Source organism: Falsihalocynthiibacter sp. S25ZX9 (genome assembly GCF_041205405.1).
Classification (GTDB): domain Bacteria; phylum Pseudomonadota; class Alphaproteobacteria; order Rhodobacterales; family Rhodobacteraceae; genus Falsihalocynthiibacter; species Falsihalocynthiibacter arcticus.
Map to the genome: position 1 here is coordinate 156,169 of NZ_JBGFCD010000001.1, position 19,793 is coordinate 175,961.

At 54.7% G+C, this 19,793-nt stretch carries 19 protein-coding genes; 11 read left to right on the forward strand and 8 right to left on the reverse strand.

Going from position 1 to position 19,793, the window contains the following annotated elements:
• Positions 1-8: 8 nt before the first annotated feature.
• From AB9F29_RS00705 to AB9F29_RS00715, 3 genes are all read right to left on the reverse strand, one after another.
• On the reverse strand, positions 9-1,361 hold the full coding sequence (locus tag AB9F29_RS00705) for a CmpA/NrtA family ABC transporter substrate-binding protein (RefSeq protein ID WP_369754414.1): 1,353 nt from the start codon (positions 1,359-1,361) through the stop codon (positions 9-11).
• Positions 1,362-1,638: 277 nt separating this feature from the next.
• Positions 1,639-2,802 (reverse strand): ABC transporter substrate-binding protein, encoded by a 1,164-nt coding sequence (locus AB9F29_RS00710; protein WP_369754257.1) that lies wholly within the window; start codon positions 2,800-2,802, stop codon positions 1,639-1,641.
• Positions 2,799-3,383 carry an ANTAR domain-containing response regulator gene (locus AB9F29_RS00715; protein ID WP_369754258.1) on the reverse strand — a complete coding sequence of 195 codons (585 nt, stop codon included), beginning with the start codon at positions 3,381-3,383 and terminating at the stop codon, positions 2,799-2,801. The genes AB9F29_RS00710 and AB9F29_RS00715 overlap by 4 nt, the downstream gene beginning before the upstream one ends.
• Before the next feature lie 201 nt (positions 3,384-3,584).
• Here AB9F29_RS00715 and AB9F29_RS00720 point away from each other — a divergent pair, with 201 nt between their 5' ends.
• The gene (locus AB9F29_RS00720; RefSeq protein WP_369754259.1) at positions 3,585-4,040 is read left to right on the forward strand and encodes a BrnA antitoxin family protein; all 456 of its coding nucleotides are present in this window, start codon (positions 3,585-3,587) and stop codon (positions 4,038-4,040) included.
• Positions 4,041-4,238: 198 nt separating this feature from the next.
• The gene (locus AB9F29_RS00725; protein WP_369754260.1) at positions 4,239-4,853 is read left to right on the forward strand and encodes a hypothetical protein; all 615 of its coding nucleotides are present in this window, start codon (positions 4,239-4,241) and stop codon (positions 4,851-4,853) included.
• 111 nt (positions 4,854-4,964) lie between these two features.
• Here the strand turns inward: AB9F29_RS00725 and ettA are convergent, their stop codons facing one another.
• Positions 4,965-6,620 carry an energy-dependent translational throttle protein EttA gene (ettA, locus tag AB9F29_RS00730; RefSeq protein WP_369754261.1) on the reverse strand — a complete coding sequence of 552 codons (1,656 nt, stop codon included), beginning with the start codon at positions 6,618-6,620 and terminating at the stop codon, positions 4,965-4,967.
• A 179-nt stretch (positions 6,621-6,799) separates the two neighbouring features.
• Between ettA and AB9F29_RS00735 the strand changes: the two genes are divergently transcribed.
• From AB9F29_RS00735 to dacB, 5 genes are all read left to right on the forward strand, one after another.
• Positions 6,800-7,312 (forward strand): hypothetical protein, encoded by a 513-nt coding sequence (locus AB9F29_RS00735; RefSeq protein WP_369754262.1) that lies wholly within the window; start codon positions 6,800-6,802, stop codon positions 7,310-7,312.
• A gap of 199 nt (positions 7,313-7,511) precedes the next feature.
• Positions 7,512-8,012, forward strand: coding sequence for a hypothetical protein (locus tag AB9F29_RS00740; protein ID WP_369754263.1), 501 nt, complete (start codon positions 7,512-7,514; stop codon positions 8,010-8,012).
• A gap of 59 nt (positions 8,013-8,071) precedes the next feature.
• Positions 8,072-9,103 carry an L-glyceraldehyde 3-phosphate reductase gene (gene mgrA / locus AB9F29_RS00745; protein ID WP_335585631.1) on the forward strand — a complete coding sequence of 344 codons (1,032 nt, stop codon included), beginning with the start codon at positions 8,072-8,074 and terminating at the stop codon, positions 9,101-9,103.
• An 89-nt stretch (positions 9,104-9,192) separates the two neighbouring features.
• A complete protein-coding gene (locus tag AB9F29_RS00750) occupies positions 9,193-9,795 on the forward strand; it encodes a nicotinate-nucleotide adenylyltransferase (RefSeq protein ID WP_335585629.1) in 603 nt (200 codons plus the stop codon).
• Between the two features lie 66 nt (positions 9,796-9,861).
• Positions 9,862-11,352, forward strand: a complete 1,491-nt coding sequence (dacB, locus tag AB9F29_RS00755; RefSeq protein WP_369754264.1) for a D-alanyl-D-alanine carboxypeptidase/D-alanyl-D-alanine-endopeptidase — start codon at positions 9,862-9,864, stop codon at positions 11,350-11,352.
• Here the strand turns inward: dacB and AB9F29_RS00760 are convergent.
• Positions 11,349-11,771 carry a tellurite resistance TerB family protein gene (locus AB9F29_RS00760; RefSeq protein WP_369754265.1) on the reverse strand — a complete coding sequence of 141 codons (423 nt, stop codon included), beginning with the start codon at positions 11,769-11,771 and terminating at the stop codon, positions 11,349-11,351. The genes dacB and AB9F29_RS00760 overlap by 4 nt on opposite strands.
• A gap of 116 nt (positions 11,772-11,887) precedes the next feature.
• On the opposite strand from AB9F29_RS00760, the gene AB9F29_RS00765 reads away from it, so the two are divergent.
• Together AB9F29_RS00765 and AB9F29_RS00770 are read left to right on the forward strand one after the other, a co-directional pair.
• Positions 11,888-13,468: a lysine--tRNA ligase gene (locus tag AB9F29_RS00765; protein WP_369754266.1), complete on the forward strand. Its 1,581-nt coding sequence runs from the start codon at positions 11,888-11,890 to the stop codon at positions 13,466-13,468.
• Between the two features lie 67 nt (positions 13,469-13,535).
• The gene (locus AB9F29_RS00770; RefSeq protein ID WP_369754267.1) at positions 13,536-13,958 is read left to right on the forward strand and encodes a DUF4864 domain-containing protein; all 423 of its coding nucleotides are present in this window, start codon (positions 13,536-13,538) and stop codon (positions 13,956-13,958) included.
• Between the two features lie 12 nt (positions 13,959-13,970).
• Here the strand turns inward: AB9F29_RS00770 and panB are convergent, their stop codons facing one another.
• Both panB and panC read right to left on the reverse strand, forming a co-directional pair.
• Positions 13,971-14,780, reverse strand: a complete 810-nt coding sequence (gene panB / locus AB9F29_RS00775) for a 3-methyl-2-oxobutanoate hydroxymethyltransferase (protein ID WP_039004440.1) — start codon at positions 14,778-14,780, stop codon at positions 13,971-13,973.
• Positions 14,781-14,782: 2 nt separating this feature from the next.
• The gene (gene panC / locus AB9F29_RS00780; protein ID WP_369754268.1) at positions 14,783-15,631 is read right to left on the reverse strand and encodes a pantoate--beta-alanine ligase; all 849 of its coding nucleotides are present in this window, start codon (positions 15,629-15,631) and stop codon (positions 14,783-14,785) included.
• Positions 15,632-15,784: 153 nt separating this feature from the next.
• Here panC and AB9F29_RS00785 point away from each other — a divergent pair, with 153 nt between their 5' ends.
• On the forward strand, positions 15,785-16,741 hold the full coding sequence (locus AB9F29_RS00785; protein ID WP_369754269.1) for a hypothetical protein: 957 nt from the start codon (positions 15,785-15,787) through the stop codon (positions 16,739-16,741).
• A gap of 133 nt (positions 16,742-16,874) precedes the next feature.
• On the forward strand, positions 16,875-19,364 hold the full coding sequence (locus AB9F29_RS00790; protein ID WP_369754270.1) for an FAD-dependent oxidoreductase: 2,490 nt from the start codon (positions 16,875-16,877) through the stop codon (positions 19,362-19,364).
• Here AB9F29_RS00790 and AB9F29_RS00795 read toward each other — a convergent pair.
• Complete coding sequence (locus tag AB9F29_RS00795; protein WP_369754271.1) at positions 19,361-19,696, reverse strand: carboxymuconolactone decarboxylase family protein; 336 nt, start codon at positions 19,694-19,696, stop codon at positions 19,361-19,363. The two genes, AB9F29_RS00790 and AB9F29_RS00795, sit on opposite strands and share 4 nt — an antisense overlap.
• Between the last annotated feature and the right edge of the window lie 97 nt (positions 19,697-19,793).

Below are 19,793 nucleotides of genomic sequence, written 5' to 3' on the forward strand. Positions count from 1 at the left end.
ACGTGTTTTTAATTGGTGATGCCGCTGCGCTGAACGGTTTGCTCGCCTTTGAGGCCGATGATCAGGCTGTCGATATAGGCGTTGGGGGTGCGCCCGTCATAGACAACGCCGTCGATGATATCGCCTTCGGGTGTCTCGACGCGGTAGCCATCAGTGTCCCATGGGAAGTCAGTTTCAGCTGCGAGATCTTCTTCAATCAGGAGCTTTGCTGCGGCGAGGTAAATCTCTGGTTTATAAATGCTTTTTGCTGTTTCATCGTACCAAGCATCGGATTTGCCTTCAGGTATTTGGCCCCAACGGCGCATTTGGGTCAGGTACCAAACCGCGTCGGAATAATAGGGATACGTCGCGAAATACCGGAAGAAAACATTGAAATCAGGCACGTCGCGCACGTCGCCTTTTTCGTATTCAAATGTGCCGGTCATCGAGGCCGCGATCACGTCGTAATCCGCACCAACATAGTCAGAGCGCGACAGGATTTCCACCGCTGCTGGACGGTTGGCATTGTCGTTTGCATCCAGCCACATCGCAGCGCGGATGAGGGCTTTGGTGACGGCAAGTGTTGTGTTTGGGTTTTCTTCTGCGAATTCTGCTGTGATGCCGAAGACTTTCTCTGGGTTGTTTTTCCAGATTTCATAATCGGTCACAACAGGGACGCCGATGCCTTTAAAGACCGCCGCTTGGTTCCATGGCTCGCCCACGCAATATCCATGGATTGTACCCGCTTCGAGGGTCGCGGGCATCTGTGGCGGGGGGGTGACGGAGAGTAGAACATCAGCCGCGATTTGGCCGGAAACGTCGTCGGGTGAGTAATATCCCGGCTCAATCCCACCCGCAGCCAGCCAGTAGCGCAACTCATAGTTATGAGTAGAAACAGGAAAAACCATGCCCATTTTGAAAGGCTCGCCCTTGTCGGCGAACTCGGTAACAACAGGTTTCAACGAGGCGGCAGAAATTGGGTGAACGGGTTTGCCCGCGTCGTCCATTGGAACGTGTGGCAGCATCTTTTCCCAAATGGCATTGGAAACCGTGATGCCGTTGCCGTTCAAATCCATCGAGAAGGGGGTGATGATGTGGGCCTCTGTGCCATAGCCAATAGTCGCCGCGATAGGTTGCCCTGCAAGCATGTGCGCGCCGTCGAGTTGGCCGTCGATCACACGGTCTAGAAGCACTTTCCAGTTGGCTTGCGGTTCCAATGTGACATAGAGGCCTTCGTCCTCAAAATATCCAAGTTCGTAGGCCACTGCCAACGGAGCCATGTCCGTGAGTTTGATGAAGCCGATTGTAAGCTCATCTTTTTCGAGGTCCAGCATTTCAGCCCATGAGGGAGCCGCGAGGGCAAAGCTCGTCGCCACGGCCATGCTAAGTGCATATTTCATCGAATAATTCCTTCTGTATTGCGCCCCCGATAATGTTAGAGGAAGGGGCAAGAACGAAAAAAGCCGCACGATTCAAGAGACACGGGAGGACATGTCAGAAGAATCGAGCGGCTTTGCTCATGTCGTCCATCGCTGGACGGTATTGACTAAGCGGCGTTGCTCAGCGTTGGTCTATTTGTACGAGGGTTGCTGCGGTGCGGCGAGGCTTTGTGGCCGAATTTTCCGTCAAATTCTGCGACTGCATAATAAATGGGCGCAATTAGGCGTTGAGGTCGAAAATTTCGCCATCAAAGAATGCATCTGGCCCCAGAATCATCTCTCCACGGGTTGAGGCAACGAGCGTTGGAGCAGCAAGGGAGCCCTCCAGTTTTTCAGAGGCTGCGGGCATGTCCACCCCCAGGCCTTCAAGGTTGTGGCGGTATAAATCTGTGCGAAAACAGTTGCGTGCAACCGAACGAGCATGAACGGGGTCAAGACTGTACCGCTTAGCTAATCGCGTCGCGATCCATGCGGCTTGGCTGCGCCACGGGAAATTTGCGGCGGTTCCGTGGAACTGTTGGAACTGTGGAACGTATTGGGGTTGAGCGTTGCGCGTCGGGGCAATTTGCCCTGTCAATGCGCGGTCAATCAGGTGTTCGGGGAGGTCGAGGTATTCTGCGCGTGCGAGGAGGTCGGCGGCGACCATACGGTTGGACGGGTCTTCGAGCCAGCAGGCGGCTTGATAGGTAGCGCGCATCAGGGATTTGGTTTCTTCGGGGTGGTTTTGTGTCCAGTCGTGGCGGGTTGCGAGGACTTTTTCGGGGGCGAAATTCCAAATGGCAGAGCCGGGAAGGATGAGTTCGGCAACACCTTGTTCGACGGCGAGGGACCCCCAAGGTTCTCCAACACAAAAGGCATCGATTTCATCATTGGCGATGGCGTCGGGCATGCGGGGTGGAGGGACGACTTTGATGTCGAGGGCACGCTCTGGGAGGCCGAGGGCGCTGAGCCAGTGGTGTAGCAGTTCGACGTGCATAGCGAAGGGAAAAGGGATGCCCACCCGCAGGGCTTCGCCCGCGGATTTGATCAGGTGAAGGCCCGTCTCGCGCGGGGCTTGGAAGGCCCCACTCCAGCCGTTGCCGCGCATCTTCTGCGCCAGTTTTGGTGCAACGCCGATGTTATTGCCATTGACCGAAAGCACCATCAAAACATCAATTTTTACTGGGAGATTCCCAAGATTTAGCGAGGTGGCGATGGGCGTAGGCGAGAGCATTTGCGCCGCATCAACTTGGCCGAGGGCGAGGCCGTCGCGCAGGGAGGACCAGCTCGGATGTTTCACCAGATTGAGCTTGAGAGCGTTGGCGCGGGCGAAGCCGAGCTCGTGGGCGACGATGAGGGGGGCGGAGTCTACGAGGGGGACGAAGGCGCAGGTGAGAGGGGTCATTTTAGCAGCTCGCTGGCGGTGACGAGGGCGTGGGCGATGTCGGCGGTTTTGCGGCCTTGGTTCATCGCGGTTTTGCGCAGGAGGGCGTAGGCTTCTTCTTCGGAAATGCCCTTGGCGGCGATCAGGAGACCCTTGGCGCGGTCGATGGTTTTGCGTTCGGCCAGCGCGGCCTTGGCGGCGTCGCGTTCATTGCGGATTTGCGAGACCATATTGAAGCGGGCGATGGCCGCGTCGAGGATGGGTTTGATGCGATTTTTTGTAAGTCCGTCAACGACATAGGCCGAGAGTCCCGCGTCGATTGCGGCTTTGGTTAGCTCGGGGTCGGAGCGGTCTACGAACATGGCGACGGGGCGTTTATTGGCCCCAGAGGCGAGGGAGAGACTTTCGAGGGTATCGCGGCTGGGATTGGCGATATCGACGAGGACGACGTGGGGGTCTAGCTCGCTAAGGCGTTGATTTAGTGAGGTTTCGTTGCCTAGGACGGTGATGGTGAAATCGCCCGCGTCGCAGAGTCCGTCGACGATCATGCGGGCACGCTCGGGATCGGATTCTAGGATGGTTATGCGCAATTTTTGGGCCATATCATGGTGTAGACGCGGCGCGTGCGGAGGGACAGATAGGGCGAGATATGGGCGCGGGGGATTGCGGGGTTGTGGGCGAAAATCGGGCAAAAAGGGGCGTGTTGCATGATTTTTGGGCGCTGTCTTAACGCGGTGTGGCAACGGCAAAAGGCGGGGCGTTATTCGCATATGTTTTGCATATGATTTCCATAGGGGCGGGATGTGCGGCCGCAGGTTTGCGCGGGCGTTAACGATTTGGTGGGAAGATGGGGCCATATTTTACACAGAATGGAGGCCGCGATGGTCACGCCGCACAACAAGAATACTCGGGATAGGATTGAGCCTGCGTCGGATCGACGGGCGACGAAGGAACAGCATCGGCATGTGCGGATGGCGAAGAATACGCTGGCGCGGGTGAGTACGGCGGTGCGGGCGGCGGAGCTGCGGACGGAATTTATTCCAGAGGATTGGGAGGAGATTTCAGAGGCGTTTGGCTTCACGCCACGCAATGCGCGGGTGACGCTTTTGCTGGAGGAGCCTGTGCTGAAATACTACCGCGCGTATGGGGCGGGGTATCAGAAGGTGATGAATGATGTGCTGGCGCTGTTTGCGGAGTTGCGGTTGAGCAAGGTGATCGAGGCGCGGGAAGATCGGGATGAGGAGGGACGGGCGGTTTGAGGATCTGTTCGATTCAAGCAGTATGAAAGCTCGACTGTGCGGGTCTTAGTTTAAGAACGAGAAAACTGAATGGAATTGTGCTATAGTCTCCTCAACCTTTCCGCAGGTTTCAAAGAGTAGGGGCGACAATTATCGAGGTAGGCAACGGCATTTCTTAAGGGCAGTTTTTTTGTAAACAACAATTATTAGGAGAATAGTATGACTACTCCAAGATATATGATGGTTACTGTTGCTGCCTGTAAGCAGCCCTTTGTGGGGCAAGCCCTTAAACTTCTGTCCAAACTCTGTAGTGAATTAAAGAGCGATGCCGGAGCGCTGACCACACGGTTCGGAGTTCTCGCGACGGGCGAGCAAACTGGGCAATTGATCTTGTTTCAGAGTTACGAAGAGCTGAACGGTATTGATGGAGCCTTTAATGTTTATGCAAAATCGGCAGCCTATAAAGAGCTTGTGGCAGACGGAAATGTCTCGGTTACGCTCCGCAATATACTGAAAATAGAGGACCTTGGATTGTCCAAAACCTCTATGGAGGTTCCTGCCTACGGAGTGGTGACTCGGTGGGGATGCAAGGATTTGAAACTAAAGGCAATGAGCGCTGAAGTTCCGCACTTTGAGAAAAACGGAGCTATGATCATGCGCTATTGCACCATTTTAACAGGTCCGGCAGCCGGGCGTCGTTTGTTGGCAGTGGGGTATCCGTCTATGGATTCTATCCAAAAAACATACGAGGCTTTGCGTGCAAGCAAGGGGTATAGCGCTCTCATGAGCGAGTTCGATCTGGATTGGCGAAATGTCATTCGGATGGAGGGGTAGGTATAGCCTGTAGCGGATTGCAACGCGGCTATTTTGAAACTCCAGCGGAGTGCGCAGGCAGGTTTGTTGCCAAACCCGCTGCCGCGCCCCCGTTACTTTTGCTTTGCAAAATCAACGTACGAATTTTTTATGCTTCATCCGTGTAGGCTCCAAAGCATTCGCGCCGAGACGACGTTTTTTGTCTTCCTCATAATCCTCAAAGTTGCCTTCGAACCATTCGACGTGGGCGTCGCCTTCGAATGCTAGAATATGCGTACAGATGCGGTCGAGGAAGAAGCGGTCGTGGGAGATGACGACGGCGCAGCCTGCGAAATCGACGAGGGCGTCCTCAAGGGCGCGGAGGGTTTCGACGTCGAGGTCGTTGGTAGGTTCGTCGAGGAGGAGGACGTTGCCGCCTTCTTTTAGGAGGCGCGCCATGTGGACGCGGTTGCGTTCGCCGCCCGACAACATGCCGAGTTTTTTCTGTTGATCGCCGCCTTTGAAGTTGAAGGAGGAGCAGTAGGCGCGGGCGTTGACTTCGGCGTCGCCGAGTTTGATGATTTCGCCGCCGTCGCCGATGGCCTCAAACACGGTGGCGTTTGGATCAAGGTCGTCGCGGTTTTGGTCGACGTAGGAGAGTTTGACGGTATCGCCGAATTCGACGGTGCCCTCGTCCGGTTTTTCTTGGCCGGTGAACATGCGGAACAGGGTGGTTTTACCCGCGCCGTTGGGGCCGATCACGCCGACGATGCCACCGGGGGGCAGGGCGAAGGTGAGGTCTTCGACGAGGAGTTTGTCGCCCATGGCCTTTTTGAGGCCTTCGACTTCGATCACTTTGGTGCCAAGGCGGGGGCCGTTGGGGATGATGATTTGGGCTTTGCCGACTTTTTCACGCTCGGATTGGTTGGCGAGATCGTTGTAGGAGTTGATCCGCGCTTTGGATTTGGCTTGGCGGGCTTTTGGCGATTGACGCATCCATTCGAGTTCGCGCTCGAGGGTTTGTTGTTTGGATTTGTCTTCTTTGGCTTCTTTCTCAAGACGTTTGGCTTTTTGCTCAAGCCAAGCGGAGTAGTTGCCCTCGTAGGGGATGCCTGCGCCGCGGTCGAGTTCTAGAATCCAGCCCGTGATGTCGTCGAGGAAATAACGGTCGTGGGTGACGCAAAGGATGGTGCCTTTGTAGTCGATCAGGTGTTGTTGGAGCCATGCGATTGTTTCGGCGTCGAGGTGGTTGGTTGGCTCATCGAGAAGCAGCATATCGGGGGCTTCGAGGAGGAGTTTGCACAGGGCGACGCGGCGTTTTTCACCACCGGAGAGGGTGGAGACATCGGCGTCATCGGGGGGGCAGCGCAGGGCTTCCATGGAGACGTCGATTTGAGCGTCGAGATCCCAGAGGTTTTGGCTGTCGATTTCATCCTGAAGGGTGGCCATTTCTTCGGCGGTTTCCTCGGAGTAGTTCATCGCGAGTTCGTTGTAGCGATCAAGGATGGCTTTTTTATCGGCGACACCGAGCATCACGTTGCCGCGCACGTCGAGGGTTTCGTCGAGAGTTGGTTCTTGGGGGAGATAGCCGACGCGGGCGCCTTCTGCGAGCCATGCTTCGCCAACGAAATCCTTGTCCATGCCCGCCATGATGCGCATGAGGGTCGATTTACCCGAACCGTTGGAGCCAACGACACCGATTTTCACGCCGGGAAGGAAGTTTAGGCGGATGTTTTCAAAACACTTTTTACCACCGGGGTAGGTTTTGGAGACTCCGTCCATGAAGTAGACATATTGATAAGCGGCCATGAGGGTTCTCCGAGGTAAAGGTGGGTTGGCTTTTCGTATAGTTTGTGGGCGATGAGGGCAAGGGGGCAAAGGATTTGAAGGGCTTGGAAGGAATCAGTTTGATCAGGCGTCAGAGGGCGCGTAAGGTCGTGTCGTGGAGTTTTATCGTTGCAGTTGAGCGCGTATTCAGGGAAATTATTATGTCAGTATTTAAAACCGTATCTAAATTTTTATCGGTAGTTGCAGTCGCGTCGGTGGGCGCAACTGGAGCTTTTGCACAAGACCGTTTTGAGGGAATTGTCTCCGTTGGGGGATGGAATATTTGGAAGGATAACGACGCCAAAAACTGCTTTATGGAACGCAAGGACGACTTGAATAACGTTGTGCAAATGGGGCGGACGACTGACAATTTATTTGACTATGTCGGGGTGTTCACCCAAACAGAAATTGGCCTTAAAGACGGCGAAATTCAAGAGATTCAAATCGTCGTTGGCGATCATTCTTATAAAAGTAAATCCAAAAGCGTTCGTGGGAAATTAAGCAACGGTTACATGGGGCGCTATTTCTTGTATGACAACGAACAACTCGCAGAAGATATTGCACAACAATATGTTATGTCTGTTTTTTCGGGAAGATCTTACGCGCTAGAGATCAATCTGGATGGGACGATGAGGGGCATGGAAGCCGCACGTAAGTGCATGGCGAGCTTCTAGAGCCCGCGCGTTTTAGAAAATGGTGGCCCTTCTGTATGTGGGGCCATTTTTATGTCGGAGGAGCGGTGTACAGCGCCACTATTTGCCCGACTAACTGGCGAGCATTCCCTTTTGGCTCTAGACTTCATCCACCGATACCCACTACGAATTCCTCTGACCCAACATTGTTTTGGGGTGCATTCTTAAAAAGGAATATAAAATGATCTCATTGAAAAATCTCGCAATGGCCGCGGCAGTGACATTAACTGCGACGCAAGCTTATGCCGCGGATGAATTCGCCTTTTATGAAACGGTCGAGGGGTGGAATATCTTTGAAGATATCGAAAAACTCTCCTGCTTTATTGAAAAAGCGGATTCAGACGGAAATGTGGTCCAAATGGGCCTAACTGAGGACCGCGCAGTTGGGTACCTCGGCGTTTTTACCACACAAGAAACCAACATCGTAGCGGGCGAAACAAGTGAGATTGGCATCTTGATTGGTGACAATATTTACCTTGGCGAAAGCACAGGGATGCGCGGCAATATCACCGACGGATATTCGGGCGGATACATCCTTTCGGACGATCCAAAATTCGTGACAGACCTCATGCAGCAGTATGAAATGACTGTGTTTCCAGAGTCGGAATTTGCCTTTACGATCAATCTCGACGGCACGTTAAAAGCCATCGAAGCGGCGAAAACCTGTAACGCCAGTCTGTAATAAATCATGCCTTAGGGGGGCGCTTCCCTCCTAAGGCTACTCAAATAAAGGATATTTCCATGGGATATACCCCCGCCGAAAACCGCTATGAAAAAATGCAATACCGCCGCTGTGGAAAATCCGGACTAAAGCTGCCAGCGCTGTCGCTTGGCCTGTGGCACAATTTTGGCGGCGACACGCCGCATGAGACCAAGCGCGCCATCCTGCAAACGGCGTTTGACAATGGCATCACCCACTTTGATTTGGCGAATAATTACGGCCCCCCTCCCGGCTCCGCAGAGACCGCCTTTGGCGAAATTATGCGCGAAGATTTCGCCGGTTATCGCGACGAGATGATCATTTCGAGCAAGGCGGGGTATCTGATGTGGCCCGGCCCTTACGGCGAATTCGGCAGCCGCAAATATCTGGTGTCGTCCTGTGATCAGAGCCTCAAACGGATGGGACTTGATTACGTCGATATCTTCTATTCACACCGTTTTGATCCCGAAACACCGCTCGAAGAAACTATGGGCGCATTGGATTACATCGTGCGGTCGGGGCGCGCGCTTTATGCAGGGATTTCGTCGTATAACTCGGAAAAAACCCGCGAAGCCGTGGCAATTTTGAACGATCTGGGTACGCCCTGTGTGATCCACCAACCGTCGTACAATATGTTCAACCGTTGGGTTGAGACCGATGGTTTGAAGGACACGTTGCAGGAATTGGGCGTCGGATCGATCGCGTTTACGCCGCTGGCGCAGGGGATGTTAACCAAGAAATATATTGGCGGTATTCCAGAAGGCAGTCGCGCGACACAGGGCAAATCTCTTTTGCCAAGTCACTTGAATGAAAACACTTTTGCGAGCATCAAATCGCTCAATGAAATGGCCGAAGGTCGTGGGCAAACGCTGGCGCAAATGGCGATTGCATGGGTTCTGCGCGGGGGCGGCATCACGACGGCGCTCATCGGCGCGAGCAAGCCGAGCCAAGTGATTGATTGCGTCGGGGCGGTTGAAAATCTCGACTTTACCGATGCGGAATTGGTGGAAATCGACCGTCTTTCGGGCGAAGCCAATATCAACCTTTGGGCCAAGTCGTCATCGACCGATTAGGCGCTATTTGAGATGTGTTCACATCGGTCGCAAGGCAGCTTGCGGCCGTTTTTTGTTTGAGTTTCGGTGGTTTAAGGGTAGAGACCCCTATGCGGTATGACATTCCCTCTGCGCGCGCTGGTGCAAAAATCGGATTGCTGGGAGGGTCGTTTGATCCGCCCCACGCGGGGCATGTGCATATTTCACGCGCGGCATTAAAGCGGTTTGGGCTGGATGAAGTTTGGTGGCTGGTGTCGCCGGGAAATCCATTAAAATCCACCGGACCCGCCCCGATTGCACGGCGGATGGCGGCGGCAAATGCGATGATTACGCACCCACGGATTAAGGTGACGGATTTTGAGGCCCAAGCGGGCACTCGCTATACCGCGGCGACGCTCAAGGTGTTGTTCGCGGAATATCCTAAGGTGGATTTTACATGGCTTATGGGGGCGGATAACCTCGCGGAATTCCACCTTTGGGGGCAATGGGACTGGATCATGAAAAACGTACGCGTGGGGGTTTTGGCGCGTCCGAGAGATCGGTTGCGGGCCCTGTGCAGCCCGACTGCGCGACGGTTTCGCACCGCGCGTTTGCCGGAAAGCGAGCGGATGTTGCTTGCGAAGGCGCAGCCTCCTGCGTGGTGTTTTGTGAATTTGCCGATGGTGGATATTTCGTCGACGCAACTGCGCGCCAACGGTGGTTGGAAACGCTAGCGCGCCATTGGCGATTACTGTATTCAAGCGCTTGTTTCGCCGCCAATCTGAGGGTTATATGATTTTATGAGTCAGCATTTTTCAAGACGATTTATCCTCGCCGGATTGATGAGCGGCAGCGCGGTCCTTGCACAGGCCGGCGCGCCGGAAACGTCGCTATTTCCACCTGTAAAACCCAAAAATTTCGCGAAATCCGTCGCTAACCCGACTGAGCGGATTGTTGCGGGCGCGGGTTTTAGCGGCGACGTCGGATTTGTGGTGGCGGATGCGACGACGGGCGAGATTTTAGAAAGCCGTAACGCAGGTTTGGCGATGCCGCCTGCGTCGGTGGCGAAGGCGATCACGGCGCTTTATGCGCTGCAGGCGCTGGGTTTGGGGTATGAATTTAGCACACGATTGGTGGCCACGGGACCGATTTCCAACGGCATTTTGAACGGTGATTTGGTGCTTTTGGGGGGTGGCGACCCGACCTTGAACACGGATGCCTTGGCGGTGCTAGCGCAGGGGTTGAAAAACGCAGGGGTGCGAGAGGTGACAGGGGATTTTCTCGTGCATTCGGCGGTCCTGCCCTACGTGCGCTCGATTGATAAAGAACAGCCCGATCACCTTGGGTATAACCCCGCGGTTTCGGGGCTGAACCTGAATTTTAACCGCGTGCATTTTGAGTGGAAACGGGCCAATTCGGGCTATTCCGTCGCGATGGACGCCCGTAGCGACAAATACCGTCCCGAGGTTCATATGGCCAAAATGGTGGTCAAAAAACGCGCGACGCCGATTTATACCTATGCGGACGGTAAAGACAGTGAGCAATGGACGGTGGCGAGTGGCGCGCTGGGGGACGGGGGGAGCCGTTGGCTTCCGGTGCGCAAACCCGAGCTGTATGCGGCGGATGTTTTTAGCACAATGGCGCGTTCGCAAGGTATCAAATTGGGCAAAGAACGTGCGACCGCGACCCTGCCAAAAGGGTCCGTGATCGCGCAGGTGCAAAGCGAGAAATTGCAGTTGATTGTACGCGATATGTTGAAATATTCGACCAACATCACAGCGGAGGTCATCGGCCTTTCGGCGACCCGTGGGCGGGGCATTTCTCCGCGCAACCTTGCGACCTCGGGCGCCAAAATGTCAAGCTGGGCGGGGCCTGCGCTGGGGATGAACACGGCGAAATTTGTCGACCACTCAGGCTTGAGCGGTGATTCAAGAGTGCCCGCGAACGAGATGGTCTCGGCCCTTGTTGCGGCCAAACCCAATGGCGCATTGCACGGATTAATGAAAGACATCGTTCTTAAAGGACCCGACGGGAAAAAACTCAACAATGCCCCAGCGACAGTGCGCGCCAAAACCGGAACCCTCAATTTTGTCAGTGCTTTAGCAGGATATATCACCCTGCCTAATGGACGGGTTTTAGCCTTTGCGATTTTCACAGCAGACCTTAAAAAGCGGACCCAGATCGGCAAAAGCGAACGTGAACGGCCCGCTGGAGGCCGCGCATGGGCGCAGAACTCCCGTAAAATGCAACAGGAATTACTGCAGGGTTGGGCGCGAACCTACGCCAATTAAAGCGTGGTGTGGCGCGCGCGGCTTCCGCGCTCAATGGCGGCAGCATGCAGGCGATCAAGATCAAGCTCGTAGCGCATTTCTTCTAGAATGCGCAGTTCTTGATCGGTGAGTTTTCCGTCCGAGGCGGCAACATCGCAAGCGAGCGCATAGGCGGTTTCAAACAGTTTTTCGTCCAAGCTTTCGCGGATCAAACCAAACAGCGCGTCGAGGCCGTCTTCCTCGGTAAAAAGGTCAAGCACGGTTTTAGAAATGCCCGCCATACGGTCTTGGTCAAAATCCGCAAAAACGGGCAGGTGATTCACAATCCGTTGGATGGTTACAAGTTCGGATGTGCGGATGTTTTCATCGCTTGCAGAAACAGCAATCATCATTGCGACAAGGGCGTCCTGATGACTCCAAGAGTGGGTAAAGTCTGTCATGTGAGATCTCCGATCTACGTGTTTTCGTGTGTAGAATATTGACGCGGCAGGTGGGGCGCAATAGGAGACAGGGTGGATGAGGCATTGGGCCTCATATTAACGAGACGAGTGTTGAAATGTCTGATCTGCGCGAAACTGCGATGAGTTCGAAAGCCTGGCCCTTTGAAGAAGCGCGTCGGGTTTTGAAACGCTATTCCAAGCAGCCGCCCGAGAAGGGATATGTTTTGTTCCAAACTGGCTATGGCCCGTCGGGATTGCCGCATATCGGGACCTTTGGCGAGGTTGCGCGCACAACAATGGTGCGCCGCGCGTTTGAACAAATCAGCGATATTCCCACGAAACTTTTGTGTTTCTCGGACGATATGGACGGCTTTCGCAAGGTGCCGACCAATGTTCCGATGCAGGAAGAATTGAAGCAAGACCTGAATTTGCCGCTGACAAAAGTGCGTGATCCGTTTGGCACGCATGCCGGTTTTGCCCAGCATAATAACGCGCGTTTGTGTGATTTCCTTGATAGCTTCGGGTTTGAGTATGAGTTTGCCAGCTCGACCGAGTATTACACTTCGGGGCGTTTTGATGAGGCGTTGCTGCAGGCCTGCCGGGTCTATGACAAAATCATGGCGATCATGTTGCCAACCCTTGGTGCTGACCGTCAGGCGACCTATTCGCCGTTCTTGCCGATCTCGCCGTTGACGGGGCATGTTTTACAAGTTCCGATGGTGGAAGTGAACGCCGAGAAGGGCACTGTGACCTATGATGAGCCAACCGGCGAGCGCATTGAATTGGCGGTAACTGGCGGCAATGTGAAGATGCAATGGAAGCCTGATTGGGCGATGCGTTGGGCGGCCCTTGGCGTTGATTACGAGATGTCGGGCAAAGATTTGATCGATTCGGTGACGCAGGCGACGAAAATTTGCCGCGCGATGGGGGCGCAGCCGCCCGAATGTTTGACCTATGAGTTGTTTAATGACGAGTTGGGCCAGAAGATTTCCAAGTCTAAAGGCAATGGTCTGTCGATGGAAGAGTGGCTGAAATATGCGGCGCCGGAATCGTTGCAATATTTCATGTTCCAGAAGCCAAAAACGGCCAAGCGGTTGCATTTCGATGTGATCCCGAAGGCAGTAGACGAATACCACCAGCAGTTGCGGGCCTATGGCGATCAGGACGAAAAAGCGCGCCTGTCGAACCCCGTTTACCACATGCATGGGCATAAAGTTCCAGCGTCAGATATGTTGGTTCCGTTTGCGATGTTGCTTAATTTGGCGTCGGTTTCGGCGGCCGAAGATAAGGCGCAAATGTGGGGGTTTATTCAGCGCTATGCGCCAGATGCAACGCCCGAGAGCAACCCTGCGATGGATGCTGCTGCCGGATTTGCGGTGCGGTATTACAACGACTTTGTGAAACCAGCCAAGACCTATCGTTTGGCCGAGGGCGCCGAGATTGCGGCGTTCGCGGATCTTGCGGCGCGGTTGAAGACCTGGGAGGGCGGCGCGGATGCGGATGCGCTTCAGACTTTGGTGTTTTCGGTGGGCAAAGAGCACGGGTTTGAACAATTGCGTGACTGGTTCAAAGCGCTTTACGAAGTGTTGCTGGGCGCGAGCCAAGGGCCACGGTTTGGGGGCTTTATCGCCCTGTATGGTGTGGACGAAAGCATCACGCTGATTGAGGACGGTTTGGCGGGGAAACTCGCCACGTAACGAAATCGTGACTTGGCGCGAGGCCTGTGAAGGCGCATCCTTGAGATGTGTCTTTACAGGTGAAATTATGCGTTTTCTAAAGATATTGGCGATTGTCGCTGTTATGAACCCTCTTGTGGCGCAGGGCCAAGTCGGAGATCAGGCGCGCGCTTATGGTGCCTTGGAACGCACCGTTTTGGGGCAGATGGAAGCGTTTCGCGACGGCGACCTGACGGCTGCATTCGAGTTTGCATCGGACGATATTCAGCGTTATTTTGGCAGTCCAGAAGTGTTTGGCATGATGGTTGCGCGCGGGTTTTCCATGGTTGTGGACCCCGAGGATGTGACGTTCCTTGATAACCGGCCCGAAGGCCGATCCGTTTGGCAGAAGGTGCTCGTGAAGTCCAAATCGGGCGAAAGTTTTGTGCTGGACTACGAATTGGTGCCAGACAGCGAAGGCTGGAAAATCAACGCTGTCTTACCTGTTCCAGCCTCCGGATTATCTGCCTAGGCTTCCCACATATTAACGATAGATTTCATCCTCACTTGGGAAGGCACGGGATTTGACATCGGTGGCATATTCCTCAACCGCTTTTTCGATCATTTCGCCCAAGTTGCCGTAAACCTTGACAAATTTCGGGGTCCAAGGCGAGAGGCCGAGCATATCTTCGAGCACAAGGATTTGCCCATCACACTCTGCAGACGCGCCAATTCCGATGGTGGGAATGGGGATTTGCTTGGTAATTTTGGCCGCCAAAGGCTCGACCATCCCCTCAAGCACAACCGCGAAGGCGCCCGCGTCGGAAACGGCTTGGGCGTCGGCCTCGTGGGCGGCCCATGTGTCCTCATCGCGGCCTTGGGTTTTAAAGCCGCCCATGACGTGGCTGGATTGGGGAGTGAGGCCGATGTGGGCCATCACGGGAATGCCGCGTTCGGTCAGGAAACGGATGGTTTCGGCCATACGCGCGCCGCCCTCTAGTTTGACCGCGCCGCACTGTGTTTCTTTCATAATTTTGGCAGCATTTCGGAAGGCCACGCTTGGGCTTTCCTCATAGGAGCCAAAAGGCATATCAACCACCACAAGCGCTTTCTGCGTGCCTTTTACTACGGCGCGACCGTGCATAATCATCAGGTCAAGCGGCACGCCGACCGTACTTTCCATTCCGTGCATCACCATCCCCAAACTGTCGCCAACAAGGATGAAATCGGCGTGTTTGTCGACGATGGCCGCCGTGTGGGCGTGGTAGGATGTGAGGGAGACAATCGGGTCGCCGCCTTTGCGCGCGGCGATTTGGGGGACAGTTGTACGACGGGTCTTGACTTGTTTAGACATGGCTACCTCGGGGTTGCAACACGTTGATCAATAAGGAGAATGTCACCAAATTGGACGGAAATCATGATGGCGGTTGGATCTGTGATGGGCCCGCTAATTGGGGCAAGAGTTTCATCATCGACGATATCGAGCCCCTCAAGCGTGCCTCGCGGCTGGGTTGCGATTGTGGCACGGATGCTCTTGGCGAGGTCCGTAACCGTGGTTCCAGACTGCACCGCTTTTTCGGCCACATCAAGCGCTTGGGACAGAATGACGGCGGCGGCGCGGTCGGCAGGCGTTAGGCGGGTGTTGCGCGATGACATGGCGAGACCGTCTGCCTCGCGGATTGTGGGGACGGGCAGGATTTTGATCGGCAGGTGCAGGTCGCGCACCATTTTGCGGATGACTTGGAGCTGTTGGTAATCCTTCTCGCCAAAGGCGGCAATATCGGTGCCGACGATGTTGAAAAGCTTGGTGACGACGGTGGCGACACCGCGATAATGCCCCGGACGCACAAGGCCGTGTAGCATATTGGCAAGTACAGTGGTCTCGACGATGGTTTCCGCCCCATCGGGGTAAATATCGTCAACCTCCGGCATGAACACTGCCGCGACGCCCGCCGCCTTGAGAAGTGCGAGATCGGCATTTTCGGTGCGGGGATATTTCGCCAGATCAGCCGCGTCGCCGAATTGGGTTGGATTGACGAAAATTGTTGCAATCACGTTGTCCGCGTGGCGGGCCGCAGCCTTGACGAGGGCGATATGTCCTGCGTGCAGCGCGCCCATGGTGGGAACGAGACCGACGGTTTTTCCCTCCGCGCGCAGAGAAGCCACATACGCGCGGATTTTCGGGATTGATCGACAAATTTCCATTGGTGCCCCCGTTTCTCTTGGTTGGCGGAACCATAGCTTTCACGCTGCAACGCGGCAAGTCGCTTGCGTGGAAAACACGAATATTCCCCTGCGCGGCCACAATTTGCCCAAGTTGGGAGGGCATTTAAGAAGTGTATTTTACCGGAGTCCGTCATGCAGCGTGCCTTTCTAGTTGTTTTTGCCTTTATTGCCCTTTCGATGACGTTTGGGTTTGATTTTTTCCAACACCAGCAGATTGCGAAGGCGACAGGGGAAACCTATGGGGTGTCGGAGTATTTCGCCTCTGCGAAGGCGCGGTATGCAGCGTTCAAAAATGACCCGATAACCTATGATATTGATGACTACGCTCCCGATCCCGCGGATTGGGAAAAACGCGTGTGGACAGAAGGCGATGGCGACCTGTTTTTTGGCCCGCAAAAACCCCTGACTGCGGACCAACTTGCGCAGTTAGAGGCGGTAAAAGATGTAGACAATAATCCGTTTGTGAAGCTTATGCAGGCGGATCTTGAGCGCGGATTTAAAAAAGGCACTTGGGTTTATGAGAAGGATGACACGAAAATCGCGCTTGAGTTGCGGTTCATTCCCGCGCGCCTTCAGACCATGGTTGGCGGCGAGCAATTGAATATTATGCAAGACATGATGCGGATGACCGAAATCAAGAGCGATTTTGCCCGTGTGGGGGGCGTGTTGTTTCAGGAAACCACGCGGGCGGATGAGGCCTTTAGCCGAGAATTAACGGGACATATTGGCCGGCAGATTGATATTGTTTTGCGGGCAATTGGGCCGAGTTCCGATATTTTAACCTTGATGGCGGACATCAATTTTGACGGGTTGAACGGGATGGTAGAAACCCCCATCGAGGGCGTTGGCAATATGCAAGAGATTGCGTTTTTGGCGATGGACAAGGAGCAGGAAGCGGCAGAAAGCCCGAGTGTTTACGCCGCAATGGCCCTGAAAATTCAGGCGATGCTTGCCGCGCGAGTCGTCGAGCAAGTCGAAACGGAGCAGGACGTGGTCGCCCCCAATACCGAGAAGCCAAAAGTACGCCGTTTGGGATCAGGAAGCTGCAGCGGGAGCTCCTTTAAGCGGTGTGTTGCCCGCACAAATTGAGCCGTTTTGAGTGGAAAAATAACCTGAAGCCGACCTTTCAGAAACGGGGGTCGGTTTTTGCATTTATTGCGTCGGAAGAAGGGCGTAAAATCCGCAAGGATAGGCCAATGTGGCGGTCAAAGGAGTGCGCGTTATGAAAACCCATGTAAAAGCTTTGGTTGTTGGCGGCGGAGTCGTTGGAACCTCGATTGCCTATCATTTGGCGCGCGCCGGTTGGGACGACGTGATGTTGCTCGAACGCGACGAATTGACTAGTGGGTCGACGTGGCATGCGGCGGGGCTTTTGCCGTATTTCAACATGTCGTTTGCCACGACCCATATCCATGATTACTCGATCAAGTTCTATAAAACGCTGGAGGAAGAGACCGGATTGAACGCTGGATTTTCCGTTGTGGGGAACCTTCGGATGGCGCAATCAAAGGCGCGGATGGATGAGTATATGCTCTATGCATCGACGGCGGAAACCTGTGGGGTGCCCTATGAATGGATGACGCCCGCGCAGGTCAAAGATCGTTGGCCTTTGGTGCGGACCGATGATCTTGAAGGCGCGATTTTTCACCCAACGGACGGCTATATTAACCCCGCCGACGTGACGATGGCGATGGCCAAGGGCGCGCGGCAACGGGGCGTTGTGATTGAGCGGCGTTGGCAGGTTGATGGCTATCGTTGGGCGGGGTCCGAGTGGATTGTGACCTGTACGAAAATGGTTGAGCGGGGCGGGAATTTGGTGCCGTCGGAGGAGCAGATTGAAATTACCGCCGAGCATGTTGTGACGGCGACGGGAAACCATGCGCAACGCACTGCGCGCCTTTTGGGGATTAAGATTCCGGCGATTCCGGTGGAGCATCAGTTCATTGTGACCGAGCCCGATCCGGCGCTTGTTGAGTATCGCAAAACCCACGGCGAGCATCCTGTTTTGCGCGATGCGGATGCCAAATGGTATGTGCGCGAGGAGCGCGGTGGCTGGATTTTGGGGCCCTATGAAGAGGGGGCTCCGGCGCGGTTTGAATATGGCGTTCCGGACAGTTTCCGCGCCGATCTGTTCCCGCTGGATTTGGAACGGATTGAGGAAGAATACCTGAGCATGATCCACCGCATTCCGTCGTCGGAAACGGTCGGTTTGAAAGATGATTTCAACGGGCCGATTTGTTATACACCCGACGGAAATCCGTTGATTGGGCCTGCGCCGGGACTGCGCAATATGTGGCTTGCTGAAGGGTTTAGTTTTGGCATTACGGCGGCTGGCGGGGCGGGTAAATACCTCGCGGACTTGATGGTGGAGGGCGAGGCCGAGATCGATATGGCGAGCCTTGATCCCAAACGATTTGGCAGTTGGATGACGACCGAATATGCGGCGCGTAAGAACGAAGAGGCCTATGACCACGTTTATGTGTTGCACCATCCCGATGAGGAGCGCCCAGCAGCGCGGCCCTTGCGGACCAGTCCCGCCTATGATCGGCAAAAGGCGGCGGGTGCGCAATTTGGACATGTGAACGGATGGGAGCGGCCAAACTACTTTGCGCCGCTAGAGTTTAGCGACCATGACGCGCGCAGTTTCCGGCGTGGGGGCTGGTGGCAATATGCGGTTAAAGAGGCGAAAGCCATGCGCGAAGGCGTTGGAATGATTGACGCTTCTGCCTTTACCAAACATGTGGTGAAGGGCGCGGGGGCGACGGCATTTCTGGATTGGTTTACCTGTAATAAGTTGCCACGGGTTGGACGGATCAACCTGACTTATGCCCTGACGAGCCATGGCACTGTGCGCACGGAATATACCATCGTACGCGAGGCCGAGGATATTTATCACCTGATTTCTGCGGGAGCTTGGACCTCCTATGACAGCGACTATTTGCGCAAAGCGGTGGAGGATAAAGAAGCCGAGTTTGGCCGCATTGAGGTGCAAAACACCACCACGCAGACAGGGGTTTTTGCCCTTGCGGGACCACGTTCGCGGGACTTGCTCAAGAAGCTGGTGAATGACGCCGACCCCGAGGCGTTCTTTATGAACAAGAACTTCCCGTGGCTATCGGCCAAGCCGATTGAACTCAAAATGTGCCCTGTGATGGCGATCCGTGTGGCCTATACCGGCGAACTTGGGTGGGAGTTGCATCACCCGGTTGAGATGCAGAATTACCTCTATGATTTGCTTATGGCGGCGGGCGAAGAATTTGGCCTCAAGCTGGTGGGCGCACGGGCGCAGAACTGGCTTCGGCAGGAGAAATCCTATCGCGCGTTCGGGACGGAATTGGGCCGTGATGCCACGCCGCAAGAGGCGGGGTTAGATCGGTTTATTGATCTGGAGAAGGATTTTTACGGCAAGGATGCGATGCTCAAAACCGGTATTCGCAGCCAATGTGTGACGCTGTTGATTGAGGGGCCTGAGGATGCCGATCCGTGGGGGCGCGAAGTGCTCTATGCGGGGGATGTGCGGGTTGGGCGGCTGACGTCTGGTGGGTATTCTGTGGCCTTTGGGAAAAGCATCGGCATGGGGTATGTGAAACCTGAACACGCCGAAGTTGGCAACAAACTGAAGGTCAAAATGTTTGATCAATTGTGGGATGCCGAGATTGTCGAAGACAGCCCCTACGACCCCTCAAATGCGACGATCCGCCAGAACGGTTAGGCGGTCATTTGGTCCCAGCAGTCCAAGGCTTTGGACGCATACATCAGGGACGGGCCGCCGCCCATTTGCAACGCCATGCCAAGCACATCCGCGACTTCTTCGCGGGTGGCGCCGCATTTGATGAGGGCCTCGATGTGAAAGCCGATGCAAGGCTCGCAACGTTCCGCGACGGAAATGCCAAGGGCAACAAACTCTAGTGTTTTAACGTCGACGTGTTGGCTTGATTTCGCGGCCTTTGTGAGGGTACTAAAACCTGCAGAGGTTTCCGGAACAGCGGCGTTAAAGCTGCGGATATTACGCTTCATCCCGCCCATGAAATCTTTCCAGTCCATACGAATTCCTTTTGCTGATGTTTCTGGTTTTAAACATGAGAAAGTGTAGCGACACTTTGATCCAGAACAAGACAAACGCAAAAAGCCCGAGGTTTCC